Source organism: Actinomadura montaniterrae, assembly GCF_008923365.1.
Taxonomy (GTDB): Bacteria; Actinomycetota; Actinomycetes; order Streptosporangiales; family Streptosporangiaceae; genus Spirillospora; species Spirillospora montaniterrae.
In genome coordinates, this window is record NZ_WBMR01000159.1 from 1 (window position 1) to 21304 (window position 21304).

19 protein-coding genes are annotated in these 21304 nt (G+C 73.2%); 12 read left to right on the plus strand and 7 right to left on the minus strand.

The genetic code is table 11. The features are described 5' to 3' along the window. Positions 1 to 55 precede the first annotated feature (55 nt). Positions 56 to 1129 (minus strand): right-handed parallel beta-helix repeat-containing protein, encoded by a 1074-nt coding sequence (locus F9B16_RS36255; RefSeq protein ID WP_151544743.1) that lies wholly within the window; start codon positions 1127 to 1129, stop codon positions 56 to 58. A gap of 275 nt (positions 1130 to 1404) precedes the next feature. Beyond that, the gene (arfB, locus tag F9B16_RS36260; RefSeq protein WP_151544744.1) at positions 1405 to 1830 is read right to left on the minus strand and encodes an alternative ribosome rescue aminoacyl-tRNA hydrolase ArfB; all 426 of its coding nucleotides are present in this window, start codon (positions 1828 to 1830) and stop codon (positions 1405 to 1407) included. Between the two features lie 95 nt (positions 1831 to 1925). Between arfB and F9B16_RS36265 the strand changes: the two genes are divergently transcribed. Continuing rightward, positions 1926 to 2759 (plus strand): oxygenase MpaB family protein, encoded by an 834-nt coding sequence (locus F9B16_RS36265; protein ID WP_151544745.1) that lies wholly within the window; start codon positions 1926 to 1928, stop codon positions 2757 to 2759. Positions 2760 to 2952: 193 nt separating this feature from the next. Here the strand turns inward: F9B16_RS36265 and F9B16_RS36270 are convergent, their stop codons facing one another. Both F9B16_RS36270 and F9B16_RS36275 read right to left on the minus strand, forming a co-directional pair. Then, positions 2953 to 3822: a S1C family serine protease gene (locus tag F9B16_RS36270; RefSeq protein WP_225992243.1), complete on the minus strand. Its 870-nt coding sequence runs from the start codon at positions 3820 to 3822 to the stop codon at positions 2953 to 2955. Between the two features lie 579 nt (positions 3823 to 4401). Continuing rightward, complete coding sequence (locus F9B16_RS36275; RefSeq protein ID WP_192809162.1) at positions 4402 to 5883, minus strand: MFS transporter; 1482 nt, start codon at positions 5881 to 5883, stop codon at positions 4402 to 4404. An 88-nt stretch (positions 5884 to 5971) separates the two neighbouring features. Between F9B16_RS36275 and F9B16_RS36280 the strand changes: the two genes are divergently transcribed. The 3 genes from F9B16_RS36280 to F9B16_RS36290 all read left to right on the plus strand — a co-directional run bounded on the left by F9B16_RS36280 (position 5972) and on the right by F9B16_RS36290 (position 9509). After that, positions 5972 to 6688, plus strand: a complete 717-nt coding sequence (locus F9B16_RS36280; protein ID WP_151544747.1) for a TetR/AcrR family transcriptional regulator — start codon at positions 5972 to 5974, stop codon at positions 6686 to 6688. Between the two features lie 80 nt (positions 6689 to 6768). Next, positions 6769 to 7506: a response regulator transcription factor gene (locus F9B16_RS36285; protein ID WP_208273572.1), complete on the plus strand. Its 738-nt coding sequence runs from the start codon at positions 6769 to 6771 to the stop codon at positions 7504 to 7506. Then, positions 7506 to 9509, plus strand: coding sequence for a sensor histidine kinase (locus tag F9B16_RS36290; RefSeq protein ID WP_225992244.1), 2004 nt, complete (start codon positions 7506 to 7508; stop codon positions 9507 to 9509). Before F9B16_RS36285 ends, F9B16_RS36290 begins: the two co-directional genes overlap by 1 nt. Positions 9510 to 9638: 129 nt before the next feature. Here the strand turns inward: F9B16_RS36290 and F9B16_RS36295 are convergent, their stop codons facing one another. Further along, positions 9639 to 10478 carry an alpha/beta fold hydrolase gene (locus F9B16_RS36295; RefSeq protein ID WP_225992245.1) on the minus strand — a complete coding sequence of 280 codons (840 nt, stop codon included), beginning with the start codon at positions 10476 to 10478 and terminating at the stop codon, positions 9639 to 9641. Positions 10479 to 10576: 98 nt separating this feature from the next. Between F9B16_RS36295 and F9B16_RS36300 the strand changes: the two genes are divergently transcribed. Together F9B16_RS36300 and F9B16_RS36305 are read left to right on the plus strand one after the other, a co-directional pair. Next, a complete protein-coding gene (locus F9B16_RS36300) occupies positions 10577 to 11023 on the plus strand; it encodes a MarR family transcriptional regulator (RefSeq protein WP_151544748.1) in 447 nt (148 codons plus the stop codon). A 48-nt stretch (positions 11024 to 11071) separates the two neighbouring features. Then, entirely contained in the window at positions 11072 to 12280 is a 1209-nt protein-coding gene (locus tag F9B16_RS36305) for a cytochrome P450 (RefSeq protein ID WP_151544749.1), read from the plus strand. A gap of 146 nt (positions 12281 to 12426) precedes the next feature. Here the strand turns inward: F9B16_RS36305 and F9B16_RS36310 are convergent, their stop codons facing one another. Next, a complete protein-coding gene (locus F9B16_RS36310; protein ID WP_318839278.1) occupies positions 12427 to 13452 on the minus strand; it encodes an SAM-dependent methyltransferase in 1026 nt (341 codons plus the stop codon). A gap of 105 nt (positions 13453 to 13557) precedes the next feature. Between F9B16_RS36310 and F9B16_RS36315 the strand changes: the two genes are divergently transcribed. The 6 genes from F9B16_RS36315 to F9B16_RS36340 all read left to right on the plus strand — a co-directional run bounded on the left by F9B16_RS36315 (position 13558) and on the right by F9B16_RS36340 (position 20456). Beyond that, positions 13558 to 14718: a sensor histidine kinase gene (locus F9B16_RS36315; RefSeq protein ID WP_151544750.1), complete on the plus strand. Its 1161-nt coding sequence runs from the start codon at positions 13558 to 13560 to the stop codon at positions 14716 to 14718. Positions 14719 to 15052: 334 nt separating this feature from the next. Then, positions 15053 to 15775: a response regulator transcription factor gene (locus tag F9B16_RS36320; protein WP_225992246.1), complete on the plus strand. Its 723-nt coding sequence runs from the start codon at positions 15053 to 15055 to the stop codon at positions 15773 to 15775. 155 nt (positions 15776 to 15930) lie between these two features. After that, complete coding sequence (locus F9B16_RS36325) at positions 15931 to 16227, plus strand: chaplin family protein (RefSeq protein ID WP_151544751.1); 297 nt, start codon at positions 15931 to 15933, stop codon at positions 16225 to 16227. 316 nt (positions 16228 to 16543) lie between these two features. Then, positions 16544 to 16828 carry a chaplin family protein gene (locus F9B16_RS36330; protein ID WP_151544752.1) on the plus strand — a complete coding sequence of 95 codons (285 nt, stop codon included), beginning with the start codon at positions 16544 to 16546 and terminating at the stop codon, positions 16826 to 16828. 318 nt (positions 16829 to 17146) lie between these two features. Continuing rightward, positions 17147 to 17920, plus strand: a complete 774-nt coding sequence (locus tag F9B16_RS36335) for an ABC transporter ATP-binding protein (protein ID WP_151544753.1) — start codon at positions 17147 to 17149, stop codon at positions 17918 to 17920. A 4-nt stretch (positions 17921 to 17924) separates the two neighbouring features. Beyond that, on the plus strand, positions 17925 to 20456 hold the full coding sequence (locus F9B16_RS36340) for an ABC transporter permease (protein WP_151544754.1): 2532 nt from the start codon (positions 17925 to 17927) through the stop codon (positions 20454 to 20456). A gap of 209 nt (positions 20457 to 20665) precedes the next feature. On the opposite strand, the gene F9B16_RS36345 is transcribed toward F9B16_RS36340, so the two are convergent. Next, a complete protein-coding gene (locus F9B16_RS36345; protein ID WP_151544755.1) occupies positions 20666 to 20929 on the minus strand; it encodes a hypothetical protein in 264 nt (87 codons plus the stop codon). Positions 20930 to 21304: the final 375 nt, after the last annotated feature.

The window sequence follows — 21304 nt, forward strand, 5'->3', positions numbered from 1 at the left end:
CACCGGCCGAGGGCGGCCGGTGCGGCCGGTTCGCGGCGCGGGGTGAAAGGTCAGGTCAGCACAGGCCGGCCGGGTTGGACGTGCGGCAGAGGTTGCGGCGGAACCGGTTGGTCTTGCTGCCGCTGTTGTCGACCAGGTCGAACGGCGCGTTGCCGCGGACGACGTTGAGCTGGACGAGGTTGTCGCGGGCGGGCCGGTTCAGCGGCGGCGTCCCGCGGAAGAGCACGATGCCGCCGGAGTACGGGAGCGTCCCCCGGTTGTCCTTGACGACGTTCTTCTGGACGACGTTGTGGTCGCCGCCGAAGAACAGCACGCCGGTGCCGCCGAGCGGCGGGACCTCCTCGTGCGCGGCGCATTGCCGGTTGTTCTTCGAGACGTTGTTCTTCCAGACGTTGGTGTTGCCCTGGCCGCCCTTCTGGCTGTCGTCGACGAGGGCGACGCCGACGCAGTTCCCGACGAGGTCGTTGCCCCAGGCCCTGACGTTGCGGGCGTGCCGGACGAGCAGGCCGATGGCGTTTCCGGAGGAGCGGTTGCCGGTGACGACCGTGCCGTGCGCGTTGGCGATGTCGCCGACGTAGAAGCCTGCCTCGTCACCGTTGTCGAGGGCCCAGTCGTGCGCGAACCGCCCGCGGGTGGAGTTGAATTCCGAGATTCCATATTCGCCGTTTCCGGCGGCCAGGACGTGTTCGACGGTGAGGCGGTCGGTGAAGTGGCCGAATATGCCGTTCTTCGCGAATTTCCGCACGGTCAGTGCTTTGATCGTGACGCCCTTGACGGGATGGCCGGGGCGGCCGACGACGCAGATGCCGGTGCTGGCCCATTTGACGGTGGCGCAGTGGTCGGTGCCGCCGGGCCGCAGCACGGTCTTGTCGCCTTCGCCGCGGATGGTGAGGCGCTTCGTGACCAGGACGCCCCCGTCGTAGGTGCCGCGGAGGAGCCGGATGGTGTCGCCGGGCCTGGCCCGGTCGACGGCCGCCTGGATCGAGTGTCCCGGACGCACGACGTGGGTGCGGTGCCCGTGCCCGGACGCGCTGCCGTCCTGCGCCGACGCCTGTCCCGCGGATGCGAAGGGGGCGAGCCCGGCCAGCACGGCGACGACGCCGGCCGGACCCGCGATAGTCCATCTCATTCTATTTTGCTCCGTTTCTGGGTGATCTGCTGGCCGCGGGCGTGCGTGCGCCCGCGGCGCGGTCCCGGGGCGTTCGCCGCGGGAACCGCGCAGGTCATTCCGTCAGGCCGGAGAAACAAACATCGGCGGATTCGGGCCCGCCGGGCCGAGTTTGCCGTCGCTTTCGGCGTCGCCGGGTTTCCGCAGCCGATCACCGCGGATGCCGTTCCGGCATTGCGGCTAAATGGCTTATTTCCGGCAATCTGCCCAGAGGCGCCGGGGAGGGGTGGGGCCGCTCAGTCCCAGCGGCGGGAGCGCTGGCGCTTGATGTCGGAGCGGCGCTTCTTGTTCTCCAGGCGCCGCTCGTTGATCCCGCGCGGGACCTTCTTGGGGACGCGCTTCTTCGGCGGCGGCGCCGTGGCCTCGGCCAGCAGCGCGCCGAGCCGGGCCCGGGCGGCGTCGCGGTTGCGCATCTGGGAGCGGTACTCCTCGGCGCGGATCGTCAGGACGCCGCGGACGAGCCGTCCGGACAGCCGCTCCAGCGCGCGCGCCTTGAGCGGCTCGGGCAGGGACGGGGACGCGGCGACGTCGAAGGACAGCTCGGCGGCGGTCGCGCTGGTGTTGACGTGCTGCCCGCCGGGTCCCGAGGAGCGGGAGAAGCGCCAGCCGAGCTCGGACTCCGGGATGGAGACCGAGCCGCGGACGTGGATGTCGTCGGGCATGCCTCGATTATCCCCGGCCGCGGACGATCATGTCGTCCGGTTTTCCGCCGCCCCGGGGGTGCATGTCCTGCAAGTGCTTACTTACACTGATCGCCATGACCGAAGGACTGTTCTCCGACGACGACCTGATCCGCCACATCACCCGGGAGGGCGCGCTCATCGCGGCGGGCGGGGCCGCGTCGCTGCTGCAGACCGCGCACCCCCAGGTCGCGCAGGGCGTGTACGACCACAGCTACACCGCCGAGGACCCGCTGCGGCGGCTGCGCAACACCATGGGCTGGCTGTACGCGGTGCAGTTCGGGACGCGGGAGGAGGCGGAGACCTTCAGCGCCCTCGTCACCCGGGGACACGACCAGGTCACCGGTCCCGGCTACCGGGCGAACGACCCGGAGCTGCAGGTGTGGGTCGCGGCCACGCTGTTCGCCGTCGCCGCGCAGTTCTACCAGCTGCTGTTCCGCCGCACGTTCACCGAGGACGAGCTGGCGGAGTTCTACGGCCAGACCAAGGTCTACGCCACGATCCTCGGCTGCCCCGAGGACCGGCTGCCCGCGACGTACCGGGACTTCCGCGTGTACTACGCCGGCATGCTCAACAGCCTGGAGATCAGCGACGCGTCCCGGGCGATCGCCGACCAGGTGCTCAACCCCCGGTTGCCGGGCGGGCCGCTGAACGCGCCCGGGCTGGCGGCGATCCGGCTGATCACCGCGGGCCTGATGCCGGCGCCGATCCGCGAGCAGTACGGCTGGAAGTGGACCCGGGCGCGCGCGCTGCGGTTCCGGCTGCTGATGGGGGCGCTGTCGGTGGTGTACCCGCGGCTTCCGGTGCGCGTCCGGACGCTGCCCCGCGAGTACTACCTCCGCACGACGCGGAAGATGCTGGCGAAGGCGACGTCCGGGCGCCGTCCGGCGATCCGCATCCCGTCCAGCTGACGTTCCGTCCCGCCAGGGCCCCCGTGCATGGGAACGGCCGCGTGACCCACAGGTAGGTCACGCGGCCGCTCTCCCATGCCGGAGCCGTCCCCAGTACCCGGCCCGGCCTGGGAACGGCCCCGCACACCGGGGCCGCCGCCCGCCCGCCCGCTCCCCCCAGAGCATGGACGGGACGGCGCTCCCCGGTGAGCCCCTAGGCCGACGCGCTCGCGATGATCTTGTCGGCGGACTTCTTCGCCTGGTCGATCGGGATCGCGAAGCCGACGCCGATGTTGCCCGAGCTGCTGCCGGACGTGGCGATCGCGGTGTTGATCCCGATCACCTGGCCGGCGCTGTTCACCAGCGCGCCGCCCGAGTTGCCGGGGTTGATCGCCGCGTCGGTCTGGATCGCGTTCTCGATGACGGCCTGCTGCTGCTGGGACAGCCGTCCCTGCAGGCCGGGCGGCAGGTCCTGCTGGCCGCCGCCGGAGTCGCCCTCCTGGACCTGGCGTCCGAGCGCGCTGACGATCCCGGACGTCACCGACCCGCTCAGCCCGAGCGGGTTCCCGACCGCGAGGACCGAGTCGCCGACCGCGAGCTTGCCGCTGTCGCCGAGCGTCGCCGGCTTCAGCCCGGACACGCCCTGCGCCTTGATCACCGCGATGTCGTTCGCGGTGTCGGCGCCGAGCAGCGTGGCGTTCGCCGTCTTGCCGTTGCTGAACTTCACCGAGAGCTGCCCGCCGTCCGAGACGACGTGCGCGTTCGTCATGATGACGCCGTCCGAGCGCAGGATCACCCCCGACCCCTCGCTCTCGCTCATCTGCGACCGGCTCGTGATCGACACGACGCTCGGCTGCACGGCGGCCGCGACCTGCGCGGTCGTGCTCGCCTTGCTGGACGCGCCGGACACCGCGACCGGGCTGGAGTAGACGGTGCCGTGGTCGGTGAACGCCACCGCCAGGGCCGCGCCCGCACCGCCCGCGCCGACCGCCAGCGCGGCCCCCGCGACCAGCGCCGCGATCTTCTGCCGGGCCGTCCACATCGGGCCCCGGCGGAACGGCTCGTTCGCCTCGGACGGGGGCACGCCCCAGTGCGGCGGCCCTGCCGCACCCGCACCCGCACCCGCACCCGCACCCGCACCCGCGCCGGCGCCCGCGGCTGCGGCGGCGGGCGTCGCGGCCCAGCCTCCGGGCTCCTGCCACGAACCGAGCGGCTGCTGCCCGTGCGTCTCACCCTGCGGCTGCGCGTGTGGTTGTGCATGCGGCTGAGTGTGCGGCTGTCCGGGCGGCTGCGTATGCGGCTGTCCGGGCGGTGTGAAATCGGGCCGCTCGGGTCCTCCGGGGTGTCCCGCTGCCGCGGGCTGCTCGGGTGCCGCGTGCCGCTCGGATCCCGCGACGTGCCGATCCCAACCGTGCTGCTGTGGCTCCTCGAACCTGCCGGCGTCCATGTGAACTCCCTCGTCTTGCCGTCGCATACGAATCTGCGCCGAGGGTCTGGAACCCACCTGGATCCGACCTGAAAGTGTGCTGGATAAGGCCGGCGTCAAAAAAACCGCGGCCGAGAGGGCGTGCGGCGTGTCGCCCTCTCGGCCGCGGTGGCGAGGAGGAGTGGCCAGGGCGCGGGGATCCGGTCCCTGTCCGGACCGGGGCGCGCCCTGTGCCGTCTACTCAAGCGCACGTACCTGAACGTTCCCTGAATCCAGCCCCCGCTCTTCCCGAGGATCCCGCGCGGCCTCGGGGGCGCGCGGGATCGCGGCGGCCACGCCCAGCGCGACCACCGCGACGGCGGCGAGCACCGCGAACGCCCCCGTGTAGCCCGATTCCGGCGGGAGCTTCGCGGCGGGCGCGGTGCGCGCGGCGAGGATCGCGGTGACGGCCTGCGCGCCGACCGCGGCCCCGACCGTCCGCACGATCGTGTTGACGCCCGTTGCGACCCCCGTCTGCCCCGGCGGGGCGTTCTCGACGACGAGGTTCCCGATCGCCGCGAACGCCAGCCCGTAGCCGACCCCGATGACCGCGCACGCGGCGTACACCTCCCACAGCGCGCCGTGCGCCCAGGCGAGCAGGGCGAACGCGGCGACCGCGCACACCGCCCCGGCCTGGAACGGGACGCGGGACCCGGCGCGGCGGGCGATCCGGGGCGCCGCCGGGCCGGCGAGCAGCATCAGCACCGCCATCGGCACCATCAGCAGCCCGGCCGCCGACGCGGACAGCCCGAACCCGTAGCCGGACGCCCGCGGCGCCTGGACGAACTGCGGGATCAGCGTGATCGACCCGAACATCGCCACGCACACGACCAGGGTGGCCAGCGTGGTGGTGACCGGACCGCGCCCGCGCAGCAGCCGCAGGTCGACCAGCGGCGCGCGGACGCGCAGCTCCGCCGCGACGAAGGCGGCCAGCGCCACGGCCGCACCGGCGAACAGCCCGGCGACCCGCGCCGACCCCCAGCCCCACGCGCGCCCCTGGCTGATCGCCAGCAGCAGGCAGACCAGCGTCGCCGACAGCAGGACCGCGCCGACCGGGTCGATCCGCCCGGAACCGCCGCCCGGACGCGTCACCGGAAGCCGGGTCGCCAGGGCCAGCGCGCCCGCCGCGAGGACCAGCGTCGCCCAGAACAGCCACGGCGTCCCGGCCGCGTCCACGAGCGGCCCGGCGACCACCATGCCGGCCGACCCGCCGATCCCGAACACGGCGCTGACCAGCGCGACCACCCCCTTCAGCCGGTGCGGGGGCAGCGCCGAGCGGGCGATCCCGAGCGCCAGCGGGAACGCCCCCGACCCCGTCCCCTGGACGGCTCGTCCCGCCACCAGCCACCCGAACGAGTGCGCGGACGCGGCGAGGCCCGCGGCGACCGTCCCGGCGGTGAACAGCAGCAGGCACGCCACCAGGACCCGGCGGTGCCCGTACAGGTCGCCGAGCCGTCCCGCGATCGGCGTGACCACCGCCCCGGCCAGCATGAACGCCGTCAGCGTCCAGGTGACCTGCGCGGCGGGGACGTCCAGCTCGTCCCGCAGCACGGGGAGCGCGGCGATGACGATCGTCTGCGCGAGGCTCGCGGGGAACGCCGCGGCGAGCAGCGCCGCGACCATCCCGCTCCGTTCCGATCTGTTCCGTTCCGGCCCGTCCTGCTCCGGTCCTCCGGGCATCGCGTCCGCCTTCCGCGTCGAAGTTAGGTAAGGCGAACCTAAATCTTGCGGACAGCAGTCCGCAAGATGGTCGGCTACGGTTCTTCGCATGTCCGCGACCGGCCCCGACCAGCCGCCTGCCGCGCCGCCTGCCGCGCCGCCTGCCGCGCCGCCGGCGCGCGAGCGGCGCCCCTGGGGCAGCATCAGCCGCGCGCAGATCGTCGCCGCCGCACTCGAGATCACCCGCCGCGACGGCCTCGACGCCCTCACCATCCGCGCCCTCGCCGCCGACCTCGGCGTCTCCCGCATGGCCCTCTACCGGCACGTCTCCGGCAAGGACGAACTCGTCGCGCTCGTCATGGACGCGATCGCCGCGCACGACGTCGTCCCGCCCGATCTCGGCACGGGCCCCTGGCCGGACCGCCTCCGCCGCATCGCCGGCGGCATGCGCCGCGAGCTCGGCGCCTACCCCGGCACCATCGACGCCCTCGTCACCCGCGGGAACCACGGCCCCGGTGCCCTCCGGCTCGTCGAGACGATCCTCGCGACCCTCGCCGACGCGGGCCTGGACGAGCGCGCCGCCGTCCGCTACTACCTCGTCTTCATTGACCTCGTCCTCGGCCGCATGCACCGCGAGGCCCACGGAGACCCCATCGACCGGCACCGCAACGCCAGCCTCGGCGCGCGCGCGGAGGACCGCGAAGGACTGCCCCGGCTGAGCGCCGCCGCACCCCACCTCCGCGAGATCACCACCGCCGAGGTGTTCGCCACCGAGCTCGACATGCTGATCCGCGCCGTCGAGGCGGAGGCCCGGGACCGCGGGTGAGGGAATGCTCGGCTCACCTTCAGGGGACATTCAGGTTCAGGTGGGAACCTCGAAGGCGACCGTGGAGGGAGAGCGTGTCAGTGGTTGAACGGACGGCGAACGCGAACGCGAACGCAGGCGTGCGGGCGCCCGAGGCGACGCTGCTCGTCGTCGAGGACGAGCCGAACATCCTGGAGCTGCTGGCCGGCAGCCTGCGCTTCACCGGCTTCGAGGTGCTCACCGCGACCAACGGCGCCGACGCCGTCCAGTCCGCGCGCCGGCACCGCCCCGACCTGATCGTCCTCGACGTGATGCTGCCCGACATCGACGGGTTCGACGTCGCGCGGCGGCTGCGGTCCGGCGGCGACCACACGCCCGTGCTGTTCCTCACCGCGCGCGACGCGGTCCAGGACCGCATCAAGGGCCTGACGATCGGCGGCGACGACTACGTCACCAAGCCGTTCAGCCTGGAGGAGGTCATCGCCCGCATCCGCGCCGTGCTGCGCCGCTTCCGCGGCGGCGTCGCCGAACCCCCGCCCCGGATGGTGTTCGCCGACGTCGAGCTGGACGAGGACAGCCACGAGGTCTGGCGCGGCGGCAAGGCCGTCCAGCTCTCGCCGACCGAGTTCAAGCTGCTCCGCTACTTCATGGCGAACGCCGGGCGCGTCCTGTCCAAGGCGCAGATCCTCGACCACGTGTGGAACTACGACTTCCGCGGCGACGCGGGCATCGTCGAGTCCTACGTGTCGGCGCTGCGCCGCAAGGTCGACAACGCCGAGCCGCGCCTCATCCACACGCTGCGGGGCGTCGGCTACGTCCTGCGAGAGCCCCCGGCCTGATGGAACCCCGCGTCCCCGGCCCCACCACGCCCCTCCCGTTCGGCCCCGCCACCGGTGCGCGGCCCGCGATGCCGGACGACCACGGCCGGGCTGCGGGCGACGCGCAACCGGCGGGCTCGCCTAATGACCAGCCGGTCGCCGCTGAGCCGTCCGCCAGCGGACCTGCCGCCGGCGCGCACTCCGCGGGCTCGGCGCCCGCCGAAGGCCCGGCGGGCGGCGAAGGTGCGGCGGGCGGCGCGCAACCTGCGACCCCCCGCGATCAGCCTGCCGCGGGGGAGACGTCCGGCGGCATGGCGAACGGCGCGCACTCCGCAGGGCGAGCACCTGGTGACCGGCGGTTCGAGACGTCCGGCGGCGAGCCCGCCGGCGGTCCGGAACCGGCGGGGGAAACGCTCGGCGACCCTTACCCGACGGGCGGCCTGCACGTCGCGCGCGCGGGCGGCGCTTACGGTGCGGACGGCGCCTACCGTGCGGGCGGTGCCTACGCCGCGGGCGGAGCCGGAGGAAACGGGACGCGGCGGTCGCGGACGACCTCCTGGCTACGGGGCCTGTGGGCGCGGTCACCGCTGCAGATGAAGCTGATCGCCGGCATGCTCGTCCTGGTCACCCTCGGGATGACGGTGATGAGCGCGGCCGGCGCGTCCGTGCTGCGGCAGTACCTCGTCGGACGCGCCGACGACCAGCTGCGCTCCTCCGTCGGGCACGTGATGATCCAGGCGACCGAGCAGGTGCAGGGCCACTACAACCTCAACGTCCGGGTGCCCAGCGAGATGTACGCGCAGGTCCGCGACGCCAACGGCCGCCTCCTCGGGCAGAACCTCGCGGTGGGCGAGCGCGGCTACCCCAAGTTCCCCGCCGACTACGCCGCCCGGATCGACCGGCCGTTCACCGTGTCCGGGACGGGCGGGTCGAGCGCGAAATGGCGGGTGCTCGCCGAGCCGATCCCGGGCACCGGCGCCACCGTCCTGATCGCGGTCAGCATGGCGGAGATCCAGCGGACCGTGAACCGGCTCATCGCCATCGACGTGATCGTCGGGCTGCTGGTGCTCGCGGTGCTGGTCGTCCTCGGGGTGTGGGTGGTGCGCGCCAGCCTCCGGCCGCTCGCCGAGGTGGAGGAGACCGCCGGCGCGATCGCGGCCGGCGACCTGTCCCGGCGCGTCCCGGAGGCCGACCCGCGCACCGAGATGGGACGTCTCGGACGGTCCCTGAACGCGATGCTCGCGCAGATCGAGGCCGCGTTCGGCGCGCGCGCGGAGTCGGAGGCGGCGGCGCGGCGCTCGGAGGAGACCGCCCGCCAATCCGAGGAGCGGATGCGCCGCTTCGTCGCCGACGCCAGCCACGAGCTGCGCACCCCGCTGACCGCGATCCGCGGTTTCGCCGAGTTCTACCGGCAGGGCGCCGCCCGCACCCCCGAGGAGATCGGCCGGATGATCGGCCGCATCGAGGAGACCGCCGGGCGGATGGGCCTGCTCGTCGAGGACCTGCTGCTGCTCGCCCGGCTCGACCGGCAGCGGCCCATCGAGCGGCGCCCCGTCGACCTGCTCGCCGTCGCCGCCGACTCGGTGCAGGAGGCCCGGGTCGTCGCGCCGGACCGTCCGATCGAGCTGTCGGTCGAGGGCGGCCTGGCCTACCAGGTGCGCGGGGACGAACCGCGCCTGCGGCAGGTCCTCGGGAACCTGCTGACGAACGCGGTCGCGCACACGCCGCCGGGTACGCCGGTGGAGGTGCGCCTGCTGCCGGGCACCCTGCGCGGTGCGCCCGCGGCCGCGCTGGAGGTGGCCGACGAAGGCCCCGGCCTCTCGCCTGACCAGGCCGAACGCGTCTTCGAGCGGTTCTACCGGGCCGACGCGTCGCGCTCCCGCGAGGACGGCCGTACCGGGACGGGCCTCGGCCTCGCCATCGTCGCCGCGCTCGTCGCCGCGCACGAGGGGTCGGTCGAGGTCGACTCCACCCCGGGCGAAGGCGCGACCTTCCGCGTGCTCCTCCCGCTGGACGCCGACTGAACCGGGTTTATCCACAGAATCACGTTCGCCTTTCCTGACCGTTCGGCACCGTCGAGCATGGGTCATGGCCGTCCCGCCCTCGGGCGATGGGGGCGGCTCTTCGTCCGGGGGACGGAGTCGGCCGACGGATCAGGAGGTCAGCGTGAAGAGTTCGTGGACGCGCGCGGCGAAGCCGGTGGGGAACGAGGTGTTGCCGTTGTGGCCGCCCGGGAACTCCTCGACCGGGCGCCCGAGGAGGGCAGCCAGCTCCACGGCGCACTGGTGGTTCCAGGCGTTCTTGGAGTCCTTACCGGCGGCGGGGATGATCCGGGTGTGGGCCGATGCGGCGCGGACCTCGGCCGCGCCCAGCGTGTCCACGCGGCACTGCGGGATGTCGTTGGCCAGGTAGTAGCCGAAGTTGGCGGCCCGCTCCTCGGTCATCGGAGCGGCGATGACCCCCGCCTCGGTCTCGATCCGGGCCGGGTCGAGACCAGTGAGCGCGGCGGCCAGCGGCACGGCGGCCCGCCAGCCGTCCGCCCGGTACGCGTTCTCGATCTCGCCGAGCCGGCGTTCGATGTCGGCGCGGTCGCGAGCGTTCAGCAGGCCGGGGGTGGCGGGGTCGTGGGCGATGAGGGCGGCGAGTCGGCCGGGGTGCGCGGCGGCCAGGTGCAGGCCATATAGAGCGCCGAGGCTGCAGCCGAGCATGAGGGCGGGTTCGTCGGTCAGGGCGGAGAGCAGGTGGTGGACGTCCTCGGCGTGCATGGCGGGCGTCACCGGGACCGACGGGTCGTCCACCTTCGTCCGGGACAGGCCCCGGCGGTCGTAGGTGACCATCGTGTAGTGCTCGGCGAGCCGGTCGACGAGGTCGGCGGTCCGGCGCGCGTCCCCCTCGCCGCTCTGGCCGATGACCATCAGCGGCCCGTCCCCGCGGACCTCGTAGTACACCTCGGCGCCGGGCACCTGCAGCATCGCGGTCTTGGTCGCGTTCATCCCTCGTCCTCCAGCTCGGGCGTTCACCGGCGGTCGGTGAACACATCTCAACAGATACATCTAAATAGATGCATCTGTCCAGATGTAAGTTGGGAGGTGTGAACGGAGTCGAGCTGTTCCTGCTGGGACGGACGCTGATGAAGATCGGCGAGGAGGCCATGCCCGCGCCCCGCGGCGGTCCGGCGGGCGGCACCCGCGCGGTGCTGATCGTGCTGAGCGACATCGTCGGCCATCCGGACAGCGCCATCGGGGAGATCGCCGAGCGGACCGGGCTGCCGCAGAGCCAGGTCTCCACGGCCGTCGCGCGGCTCAGGAAGACCGGGTCGGTGGTCACCGCCCCCGACCCGGACGACCGCCGCCGCTCCCTGGTCCGCAAGGCCGACGAGGTGTCCGAACGCGTGGCCGAGGTGCGCGCCACCACCATCGACGCCGCCCTCGCCGCGGCCCTCGGCGGGCGTGAGCACCTCGCGGAGGTGACGGACGCCCTCGGCGTGCTGGCCCGTCACCTCGGCCCGGAGAGCCTCGCGCACCTGCGCTCGCCCTGACCTCGTTCCGCCGCCCTGATCCCGTTCCGCTCGCCGTATTGTCAGTGGATGAGCGATTTGGGGTACCAGCCGTGGGCGGCGGAGTTCGTGGCGGATCCGTATCCGGCGTTCGCGCGGCTGCGGGAGGAACGGCCGGTGTTCTTCCACGAGCCGACCGGGCAGTGGGTGATCAGCCGGTACGAGGACGTCGACGCGCTGCTGCGCGACCGGCGGCTCGGACGGTCCTACCTGCACGTCGCCGGGCACGAGGAGTTCGGGCAGCAGCCGGAGGCCGAGTTCCTCAAGCCGTTCTGGGACCTGATCAGGGCCGGGATGCTCGACGTCGAGCCGCCCACCCACACGCGGCTGCGGCGGCTGGTGTCCAAGGCGTTCACCGCGCGGATGGTCGAAGGGCTGCGGCCGACGATCCGGCGCCTGGCCGCCGAACTGGCCGGGACGCTCGCCGCCAAGGGCGGCGGCGACCTGCTCGCCGAGGTCGCCGAGCCGCTGCCGGTCAACGTCATCGCCGAGATGCTCGGCGTGCCCGCCGCGGACCGGCCGCTGCTGCGCCCCTGGTCCGCCGACATCTGCGGCATGTACGAGCTGAACCCGCCGGAGGAGGTGCAGCGGACGGCCGTCCGGGCCGCCGTGGAGTTCTCCGACTACCTGCGGGAGCTGGCCCGGTCGCGGCGCCGGGAGCCGCGCGACGACCTGATCAGCGCGCTCGCCCAGGTCGTCGACGAGGGGGACCGGCTGACCGAGGACGAGCTGATCGGCACCTGCGTCCTGCTGCTCAACGCCGGCCACGAGGCGACGGTCAACGCGACCGGCAACGGGTGGTGGGCGCTGTTCCGCAACCCCGCCGAACTCGAGCGGCTGCGTGGAGACGCGTCCCTCGTCCCTACGGCCGTCGAGGAACTGCTGCGGTACGACACTCCTGCGCCGATGTTCGAACGGTGGGTGCTGGAGGACATCACCGTGGCGGGCGTCGATATCCCGCGCGGGGCCGAGGTGGCGCTGCAGTTCGCCTCCGCCAACCGGGACCCGGCTGTTTTCGACGACCCCGACCGGCTCGACCTCGCCCGTGACCCGAACCCGCACATCACGTTCGGCCTCGGCATCCACTACTGCCTCGGCGCCCCGCTGGCCCGGATCGAGCTGGCCGAATCGCTGTCGGCCCTCCTCCGGCTGGCCCCGGGCCTCCGCCCGGTCTCCGCGCCGGAATGGAAGCCCGGCTTCGTCCTGCGCGGCCTCCGATCCCTGCACGTCGAGTGCTGACCGCCCCCGCTCCGTAACCGCCCGCCGAGCCGGCAGGCGTGCTCGCAGATCAGAGGGCGGGCGTTTGAGGCAGAGGGTGGGCGGTTGCGTCAGGGGTGAGCGGTTGCGTCAGGGGCGAGCGGTTCGGGCAGGGGCGAGTGGTTGGGTCAGGAGGTGGGCGGTTGGACCAGGGACGGGGGGAGGGGGATGTCGACGGTTTGGGCGAGCCAGCCGAAGCCGCCCAGGCCGGACGGGTCGGTCAGTTCGGCGTCCTCGCCGGCGCGGCAGAGGGCCGTGACGTATCCGCGCGGGTCGCTGTGGGCCATAGCCAGGGGCGGGCGGGCGCCGGACAGGCCCAGGGCGAGGAGTGCGGCGCGCTGGGTGGTGAGCAGCGTGGACGTGGCGCCGGCGCGCTCGCCCGCGGTGGTGCAGGCGTCGAGGGCGACGTGCGCCGTCACGTCGCAGGAGCCGTCCGGGACGGCCGGGACGGTGGCGCCGTCGCGGTAGCCGGTGAGGGTGCCGTACGGGGGGCGCGAGTCGCGGGCGTGCGAGTAGTCCACCGCTATCGCGAGGCCGCGGTCGAGGCGTCCGATCACCGACGCCCAGGCGGCGCAGCGCGGGTGGCCGATCTCGGCGCGGTCGCCGGGCTCGTGGAGGGGCCACCAGCGGTCCAGCCAGTCGCGGTCCTCGGCGGACGGCTCGGCGCCGGGGCGCTCGCTGCCGCTGGCCGGGTCGACCAGCACGGTCCGGACGCCGTCCGGGGTGTGCTCGACGACGTCGAGGGGGACGTTGTCGAGCCACTCGTTGGCCACGGCGAGGCCGGTGATGCGGTCGGGGAGGTCGGCGCGCCAGGTGACGGACGCCGGAATGTCGGAGGGGCGTGGTGCTATCTCCACGGCGGTGGGCGCGAGGCGGGAGGTGATGCCGGACGGGAGACTCGCCATGATGTTGCCGAGCAGGCGGCCCGAGCCGGCACCGATGTCGACCAGGTCGAGCCGGTCGGGGTGCCCGAGGGCCGCGTCGACGTCGACCAGAAGCTGGGCGATGGCGGTGGCGAAGCGCGGCGACGCGTGCACCGAGGTGCGGAAATGCTCGGCGGGGCGCTCTCCCCGCCGGTAGAAGCCGCCTTCCCCGTACAGTGCCCGCTCCATCGCGGTGCGCCATGTCAGCCACTCGGTAACCAACGCCGCCACGACCGTGACGTTACCGTGCGGAGGCGGCGGGACCATCCCTGCGGCGGACAACGGTCCGACCTGCGGCTGATCCCGGGCTGACCTGCCCGTACGTACGCTGTGCGCATGGTGGGGACGTTCTGGGACTGGCTGCGCGGCAGGAAACCGCTGGTCGACGCCTTTTTCGCGACCCCCGTGGTGCTGCTGTCCCTGCCGGCGTGGCTGGGCGACGCGCAGGCCGTCCCGAGGCTCGAGTACCTGGCGCTGACGGCCGGGCTCGTCGCGCCGCTGGTGTTGCGGCGGACGTTCCCGCGGACGGTGTTCGCCGTGGTGGCGCTGATCTGCTGCGTCCAGTGCGTCGCCGGTGTCGTGCCGATCCCGGCGAACATGGCCGTGCTGATGGGCCTGTACACCGTCGCGGCGGGCTTCTCGTTCCGCTGGGGGCTGGCGGCGGTGCTGACGGCCGAACTCGGCGCCGTGATGGCGGCGCTGCGGTACGCGTCCGGCCCGGACGACCAGCGGTCGACACTGCTGATGCTGTCGGTGCTGGTCGCGGGCGTGTGGATCCTCGGGCTGCACATCCGGACGCGCCGCGCCTACCTCAGCTCGCTGGAGGAGCGGGCGGCGCGGCTGGAGCGGGAGCGCGACGCCGAGGTGAAGATGGCGATGGCGGCGGAGCGGGCCCGGATCGCCCGGGAGCTGCACGACGTGGTGGCGCACAACGTCAGCGTGATCGTGGTGCAGGCGGACGGCGCGTCGTTCGCGATCGACACGGACGTGGGGCGGGCCCGGCAGGCGCTGGAGACGATCTCGCGGACGGGCCGGACCGCGCTGGCGGAGATGCGGCGCCTGCTCGGGGTGCTGCGGGAGAGCGACGACGCGGGGGCGTACGCGCCGCAGCCCGGTGTCGCGCAGCTGGACGACCTGGTCGAGCAGGTGCGCTCCTCGGGGCTGCCGGTGACGTACGAGGTCGCCGGTTCGCCTCCGGACATGTCGGAGGGCCGGCAGCTGACGGTGTTCCGGATCGTGCAGGAGGCGCTGACCAACACCCTCAAGCACGGCGGGCCGCGGGTGGCGGCCACAGTCCGGCTCCGGTACGCGGGGGACGCGGTCGAGGTGCAGGTACACGACGACGGGCGGGGCGCGGCGGCCGACGACGGACGCGGTCACGGGCTCGCGGGGATGCGGGAGCGCGCGGCGGTGTACGGCGGCATCGTGTGCGCGCAGCCGTGCCCCGGTGGGGGCTTCGAGGTGGTCGCACGGATCCCGACCGACGAGCCCGCATGACCCCATCCGGAGGTGGGGCCTCGGGCGTCGGGCGGTGGGGCGGTCGGGCGGTCCGGCGGTGCGGCGGTGCGGTGGTCGGGCGGTCGGGCGGTGCGGTGGTCCGGCGGTCGGGCGGTGCGGTGGTCGGGCGGTCGGGCGGTGCGGTGGTCCGGTGGTCCGGTGGTCTGGTGGTGCGGTGGTTGCGATGCGGTGGTCTGGTGGTGCGGCGCCGCGCGGCGCAGGGTGCCCTGGGCCCCAGGGCGAGCGGGGCCCAGGGGGAGTGGGGTGGGAGCGTAGGAGGGGGGGGGGGGGGGTGGGGTGCTGCGGGACTGAGTCCGCTATGAGGAGAGGCGTGATGGAGATGGACGACGAGATGGACGCCGGGCCGATCCGGGTCGTCCTGGTGGACGATCAGGAGCTGGTGCGGGCCGGGTTCACGATGGTGCTGGACGCGCAGCCCGACATCGAGGTGGTCGGCGAGGCGGGGGACGGGCAGCAGGCGCTCGACCTGCTGCGGACGACGGCGGCGGACGTGGTGCTGATGGACGTCCGGATGCCGCGGATGGACGGCATCGAGGCGACGCGGCGGGTGGTGTCGGGCGAGGGGGGCGGGCCCGGCGGTGACGGGCCGAAGGTGATCATCCTGACGACGTTCGACCTGGACGAGTACGCGTTCGCGGCGATCAAGGCGGGGGCGGGCGGGTTCCTGCTGAAGGACGCGGGGCCGGCGCAGCTGATCGAGGCGATCAAGGCGGTGCACTCGGGGGACGCGGTGGTGGCGCCGAGCACCACCAAGCGGCTGCTCGACCGGTTCGCCCTGCACCTGCCGGACACCGAGGAGAAGGCGAGCGGCGCGCTGGAGAGCCTCACCGAGCGGGAGGGCGAGGTGCTGCGGCTGGTGGCGCGGGGGATGTCGAACGCGGAGATCGCGGGCCGGCTGTTCGTCTCGGAGGCCACGGTGAAGACGCACATGGGCCGGATCTTGATGAAGCTCGGGTTGCGGGACCGGGTGCAGGCGGTCGTGTTCGCCTACGAGACCGGATTGGTGAAAAGCGGGCAAGGCGGCGACGCTTGGTAGGTCCATGATCATCTGGTGGTGACGAATTGCCGTCCCGCTGAGATCTACCAGCCTCATACCTGAAAGTAGCGGGGTAACTACCGTACGCGACGCCCTCTTAGGGCGGCTTCGGAAACATTCGCTTCGGGCCGTCGGCCCGGTACGGGAGGACTCTCGTGTTCAAGAAGCTCGTCGTCACCGGCATCCTCGGGTGCGCGGTGGCCGGTTCGGCCCTGGGCGCGGCGCCCGCGTACGCCGGCGGCTGGGACCACGGCCACGGCAAGGGCCACGGCCACGGCCACGGTGGCCAGTTCAACGGCAACCACACCAGCGGGAACTTCTCGATCCTGGGCGGCAACCAGGTCAACGTCCCGATCTCGGTTCCGGTCGACGTCTGCGGCAACGCGGTCGGCGCCCTTCTCGGCATCGCGGCCGCGCACTGCAAGGGCGGCGCGTCCGTCCACAACGGCTGATCCGCCGCGCCGGGCGCGATGCGGTCCGGCGGCGAAGCGCCGGGGGTCCCTCGGGACTTCCGGCGCGTTCGCGGTGGCCGGCGACGCGAGAAGGGCGCGGGAGGCCGCGCTCGCCCATGCGACAGGCCTGGCGAAGCGGGCATATCGGTTACAGTTTGTAACGTCATGATTACTCGTTGGCGACTATTTGCCGTCATGCTGGGCCGCTCTATTGGCTTACCGGAGAGTAGCTGGGTAACTACCGTACGCGACGCCCTCTTAGGGCGGCTTCGGAAATATTCGCTTCGGGCCCTCGGCCCGGTACGGGAGGACTCTCGTGTTCAAGAAGCTCGCCGCCACCGGCATCCTCGGCTTCGCGGTGGCCGGTTCGGTCCTGGCCGCTGCGCCCGCGTACGCCGGCGGCTGGGACCACGGCCACGGCAAGGGCCACGGCCACGGCCAGTTCAACGGCAACCACACCAGCGGCAACTTCTCCATCCTGGGTGGTAACCAGATCAACGCTCCGATCTCGATCCCGATCGACGTCTGCGGCAACGCCGTCGCCATCGTCGGCATCGCGGGCGCGGGCTGCAAGGGCGGCGCGTCCGTCCACAACGGCTGATCGGCCGCGCCGGGCGCGTAACGGCCCGGCACCGAGGCGCCGGAGGTCCCATGGGGGCCTCCGGCGCCTTCACGTCTGCGGCCACCGCGTCCCGGCCAGCTGAATGCGCTGGTCAAAGGGTCGATGTATCGAGGGGCGGCCGGGGCGGGTCGGTGGCAGGGGGGACGGGTTCGTACGTCTCAGGTCGTACGCCGCGCGCCGGCGCAGCCGGAAAGCTGACCCGGAGCGGAGCCGCAAGGCCGATGGCGGCGGCGCCGCGGATTCCTAGCGTTGATCACGGTCGTATCCGCCTCGTCCGTCCGATCCGAAGGAGTCACCGTGACCAGCACGTTCACCAGCCCGTCCGGGGGAGCGCCCGGAGCCGCCGCGCCGCCGGCGGTCGCCGCCGCCGGGGTGTCCAAGGTGTACGGGTCGGGCGACGCGGCCGTGCGGGCGCTGCACGAGGTCAGCGTCGGGTTCGCGCGCGGCGCGTTCACCGCGATCATGGGCCCGTCCGGGTCCGGGAAGTCGACGCTGATGCACTGCCTGGCCGGGCTGGACACGGTCACCTCCGGGCGGATCGTGCTCGGCGACGCGGAGATCACCGGGATGGGCGACCGGCAGCTGACGCTGCTGCGCCGCGACCGGGTCGGGTTCGTGTTCCAGGCGTTCAACCTGCTGCCGACGCTCACCGCCGAGCAGAACATCCTGCTGCCGCTGGAACTGGCCGGCCGCAAGCCGGACCGGGCCTGGTTCGACCAGGTCGTGGACGTGGTGCGGCTGCGGGACCGGCTCGGGCACCGGCCGAGCGAGCTGTCCGGCGGCCAGCAGCAGCGCGTCGCGTGCGCGCGGGCGCTCGTCGCCCGCCCCGACGTGATCTTCGCGGACGAGCCGACCGGCAACCTGGACTCGCGGGCGGGCGCGGAGGTGCTCGGGTTCCTGCGCGCGTCGGTCCGCGAGATGGGCCAGACGATCGTGATGGTGACGCACGACCCGGTCGCGGCGTCCTACGCCGACCGGGTGGTGTTCCTGCGCGACGGCGAGATCGTCAGCGAGATCGTCCAGCCGACGCCGGACGCGGTGCTGGACCGGCTGAAGAGCCTGGGGGCCTGACCCGATGTTGAGGACGACGCTGGCGGGCCTGCGGGCCCACAAGCTGCGCCTGCTGCTGACGGCGGTGGCCATCACCCTCGGCGTGGGCTTCATCTCGGGCACGTTCGTGCTGACCGACACGATGAACCAGGGCGTCGCGCGGACGTTCGCGAGGTCGGCCGACAAGGTCGACGTCGCGGTCCAGCCCGACGCGGCGAAGGACACCGGCCCGAAGGACGAACCCGGCATCCCGCTCGACGTCCTCGACCGCGTCAAGGCGGTGCCCGGCGTGACGCAGGCGCTGGGCACGGTGCGCGGGGACGCGGCGCTGGTCGGCAAGGACGGCAAGACGGTCGGCGACCTCCCGACCGTCGGGGTGTCGGTGCCGTCCGGGAGGCTGCTGCGCTACGACGTCACCGAGGGCCGGACGCCGTCGGGCGCGTCCGAGGCGGTGCTGGGCAAGGACCTCGCGGATCGGTCCGGCTACAAGGTCGGCGACACGGTCACGGTCCTGGACCACGCGAACCGCCCGCACCGCTTCACCGTCGTCGGCCTGGTCGATTTCGGCATCGACGAGGAGGCGGGCTACCGGGGCGGCGTCGGCTTCGACGGCGCGACAGCGCTGGCGATGACGGGCGCGAAGAAGTACCAGGAGATCGACATCCTGGGCGGCAGCAAGACGGCCGTGAAGGCGGCGGTCGGCGGCGGGTACGAGGTCTACACCGGAAAGGAGCTGGGCAAGCGGCTCGCCGACGCGGCGGGCGCCGACACGGAGATCATCCAGGCCGGGCTGCTGATCTTCGGGCTGGTCGCGATGCTGGTCTCGGCGCTGGTCATCTACAACACGTTCTCGATCCTGATCGCGCAGCGGATGCGGGAGATGGCGCTGCTGCGCTGCGTCGGCGCGACCCGCCGGCAGGTGTTCGGCGGGGTGGTCACCGAGGCGTTCGCCGTCGGGCTGGTGGGGTCGGTGCTCGGCATCGTCGCCGGGGCCGGGCTCGGCGCGGGGGCGGTCGCCGTCATGACGCGGCTGACCGACGAGGTGCGGATGGACGGGCTCGCCCTGTCCGCGCGGACGATCGCGATCGGCCTGGCGGTGGGCGTGGTCGTGACGGTGCTGTCCGCGCTGCTGCCGGCGCGGGCGGCGACGCGGATCGCGCCCGTCGCGGCGCTGCGCTCGGAAACGGAGCCGGGCGGCGGGCGGTTCCGGCTCGGCGCGGTCCGGACGGCGGTGGCCGTCCTGCTCGGCGCGGCCGGGCTCGGGCTCGGCGTCATGGGGTCGCTGACGATGGCGAAGGGCCAGGTCGCGATGTACACGGTCGCGCTCGCGGGGGCCGTGTTCTTCCTCGCCGTGGTGACCGCGATGCCCGCCCTGGTGCGTCCGCTCGGCCGGCTCGCCGGGGCCGTCCCGGCGCGTCTCGGCGGGGTTCCGGGACGGCTCGCGGTGGCGAACGCGCGCCGGTCCCCGCGCCGCACCGCGACCACGACGATCGCGCTGACCGTCGGGATCGGGCTGATGAGCCTGTTCGCCGTCGTCGCGGCCAGCAGCAAGGCGACGTCGGCGGAGAAGCTGGCCGAGCAGTACCCGGCCGAGTTCCAGGTGCAGGCGCGGACCGGCGACGGCGGCGGCCGGGCGCCGCAGGGGCTCACCGAGGCGCTCAAGAAGCGGCCCGAGTTCTCCGACGTCTTCGAGCTGCTGGCCAAGGACGCCAAGGTCGACGGCAAGCAGACCAACGTGGCGAGCTTGACCGGTTCGGCGCTCGGCGGCGTCCTCAAGCCGAAGCTCGTACACGGGTCGGCGTCCGCGCTGACCTCGGGCGGGCTGAAGCCGGGGACCGGGGTCGTGGAGAAGGGCGTCGCGGAGCGGCACGGCATGAGCGTCGGGCAGACCGTCCAGGTCAGGACGGCGCACGGCACCGCCCCCGTGAAGATCGCCGCCGTGTTCAGCACGCCGGCCACCACGCTCGGGGCGCTGATCGTCCCCGAGGCGGACTTCACCCGCTACTTCGCCGCGCCCGACGACTCGGCGATCTACATCAAGGACCGGGACGGGGTGCCGCCCGACGCCGCGCGCAAGGCCGTCGAGACGGCGGCGCGCCCCTACCCGGCCGCGAAGGTGTACTCGTCCGCCGAGTTCGAGAAGAGCGTGAGCGACGCCATCGACATGATGCTGATGATCTTCGGCGGGCTGCTCGGGCTGGCGATCGTCATCGCGCTGTTCGGCATCGCCAACACGCTCACGCTGTCGGTGGTGGAGCGGACCCGCGAGTCGGCGCTGCTGCGCGCCCTCGGCCTCACCCGCCGGCAGCTGCGCCGGATGCTGTCGGTGGAGGCGCTGGTCATGGCGGTGATCGGGGCGTTCACCGGGGTCGTGCTCGGGGTGGCGTTCGGCTGGGCGGCGACCAACGCGATGGAGGACGACGCGATCTTCTCGCTGCCCTACCTCCAGGTGACCGGGTTCGTGCTGCTGGCGGGCGCCGCCGGCGTGCTCGCCGCGGTGCTGCCGGCGCGCCGCGCGGCCCGGGCGTCGATCGTGGAGTCCCTCGCCCACGACTAGCCGCCACCGGCAGATGTGCACGGAATGTGACGAGCGCCCGGATTCGGAGAGTCACCGAATCCGGGCGCGTCGCGTGACGGACGATCCCTTCGCCCCACCGCGGGGACGGAGTTGCGGTGGGGCGAAGGCGCCGCGGGAATCGCCCCTAGGGGCGGCCGGGCAGGGTCCGGCCCCGGGCCGCCGGGCGGGCCCGCGGTGGCGTCACCTCGTCACCAGCGGTGCCCGATCCAGCCGCCGGTGCCGCTGTGGTTGTGCCCGTTGTACACGTGGTTGCCGTTGCAGCCCGTGCCGGACTGGCTTCCGACGGAGACCGAGCCGCAGGTCACGCCGTAGCCGCCGACGATCATGACGTTCGTCGTGTTGCCCACGGCGGTGTTGTGGTTGTAGGTGTCGGCGTTGGCCGGAGCGGCGGCGAAGGCCGTCCCCGCGAGGGTCGCGACGACCGCACCGGTCTTGAGGGCTGTCCTGATCAAAGTCTGCTCCATCTCGTCGGGGGCGGAGCGCCCTGGTCATTTCTTGCCATTCACCTTGCGTGACGACGTCGTCACAGTCATGGTTACGCCCCGCTTCCGGGCTTCCGCAAGGTTTCACGATCCGTTACCCGCGAAGTGTGACCCGCCCGCCGACCCGATCGTTACGTCAGGTAGCCGTTCCGTCACCGATGTGTGATGGTGTTCGCGGTGCCCGTGCCGTCAGGGCGTCCGTGAACCACCGGAAGACCCACCGGAACGCGCGTCCGCGACCCGCGGGTACGCTGGGCGCGCACGTCCGGTACCTACCTCGAGGACTGGAACGAACAGATGGACCCATTCACGCCTGACCCCGCCGCGCCCGGGGACGGGCCGGGG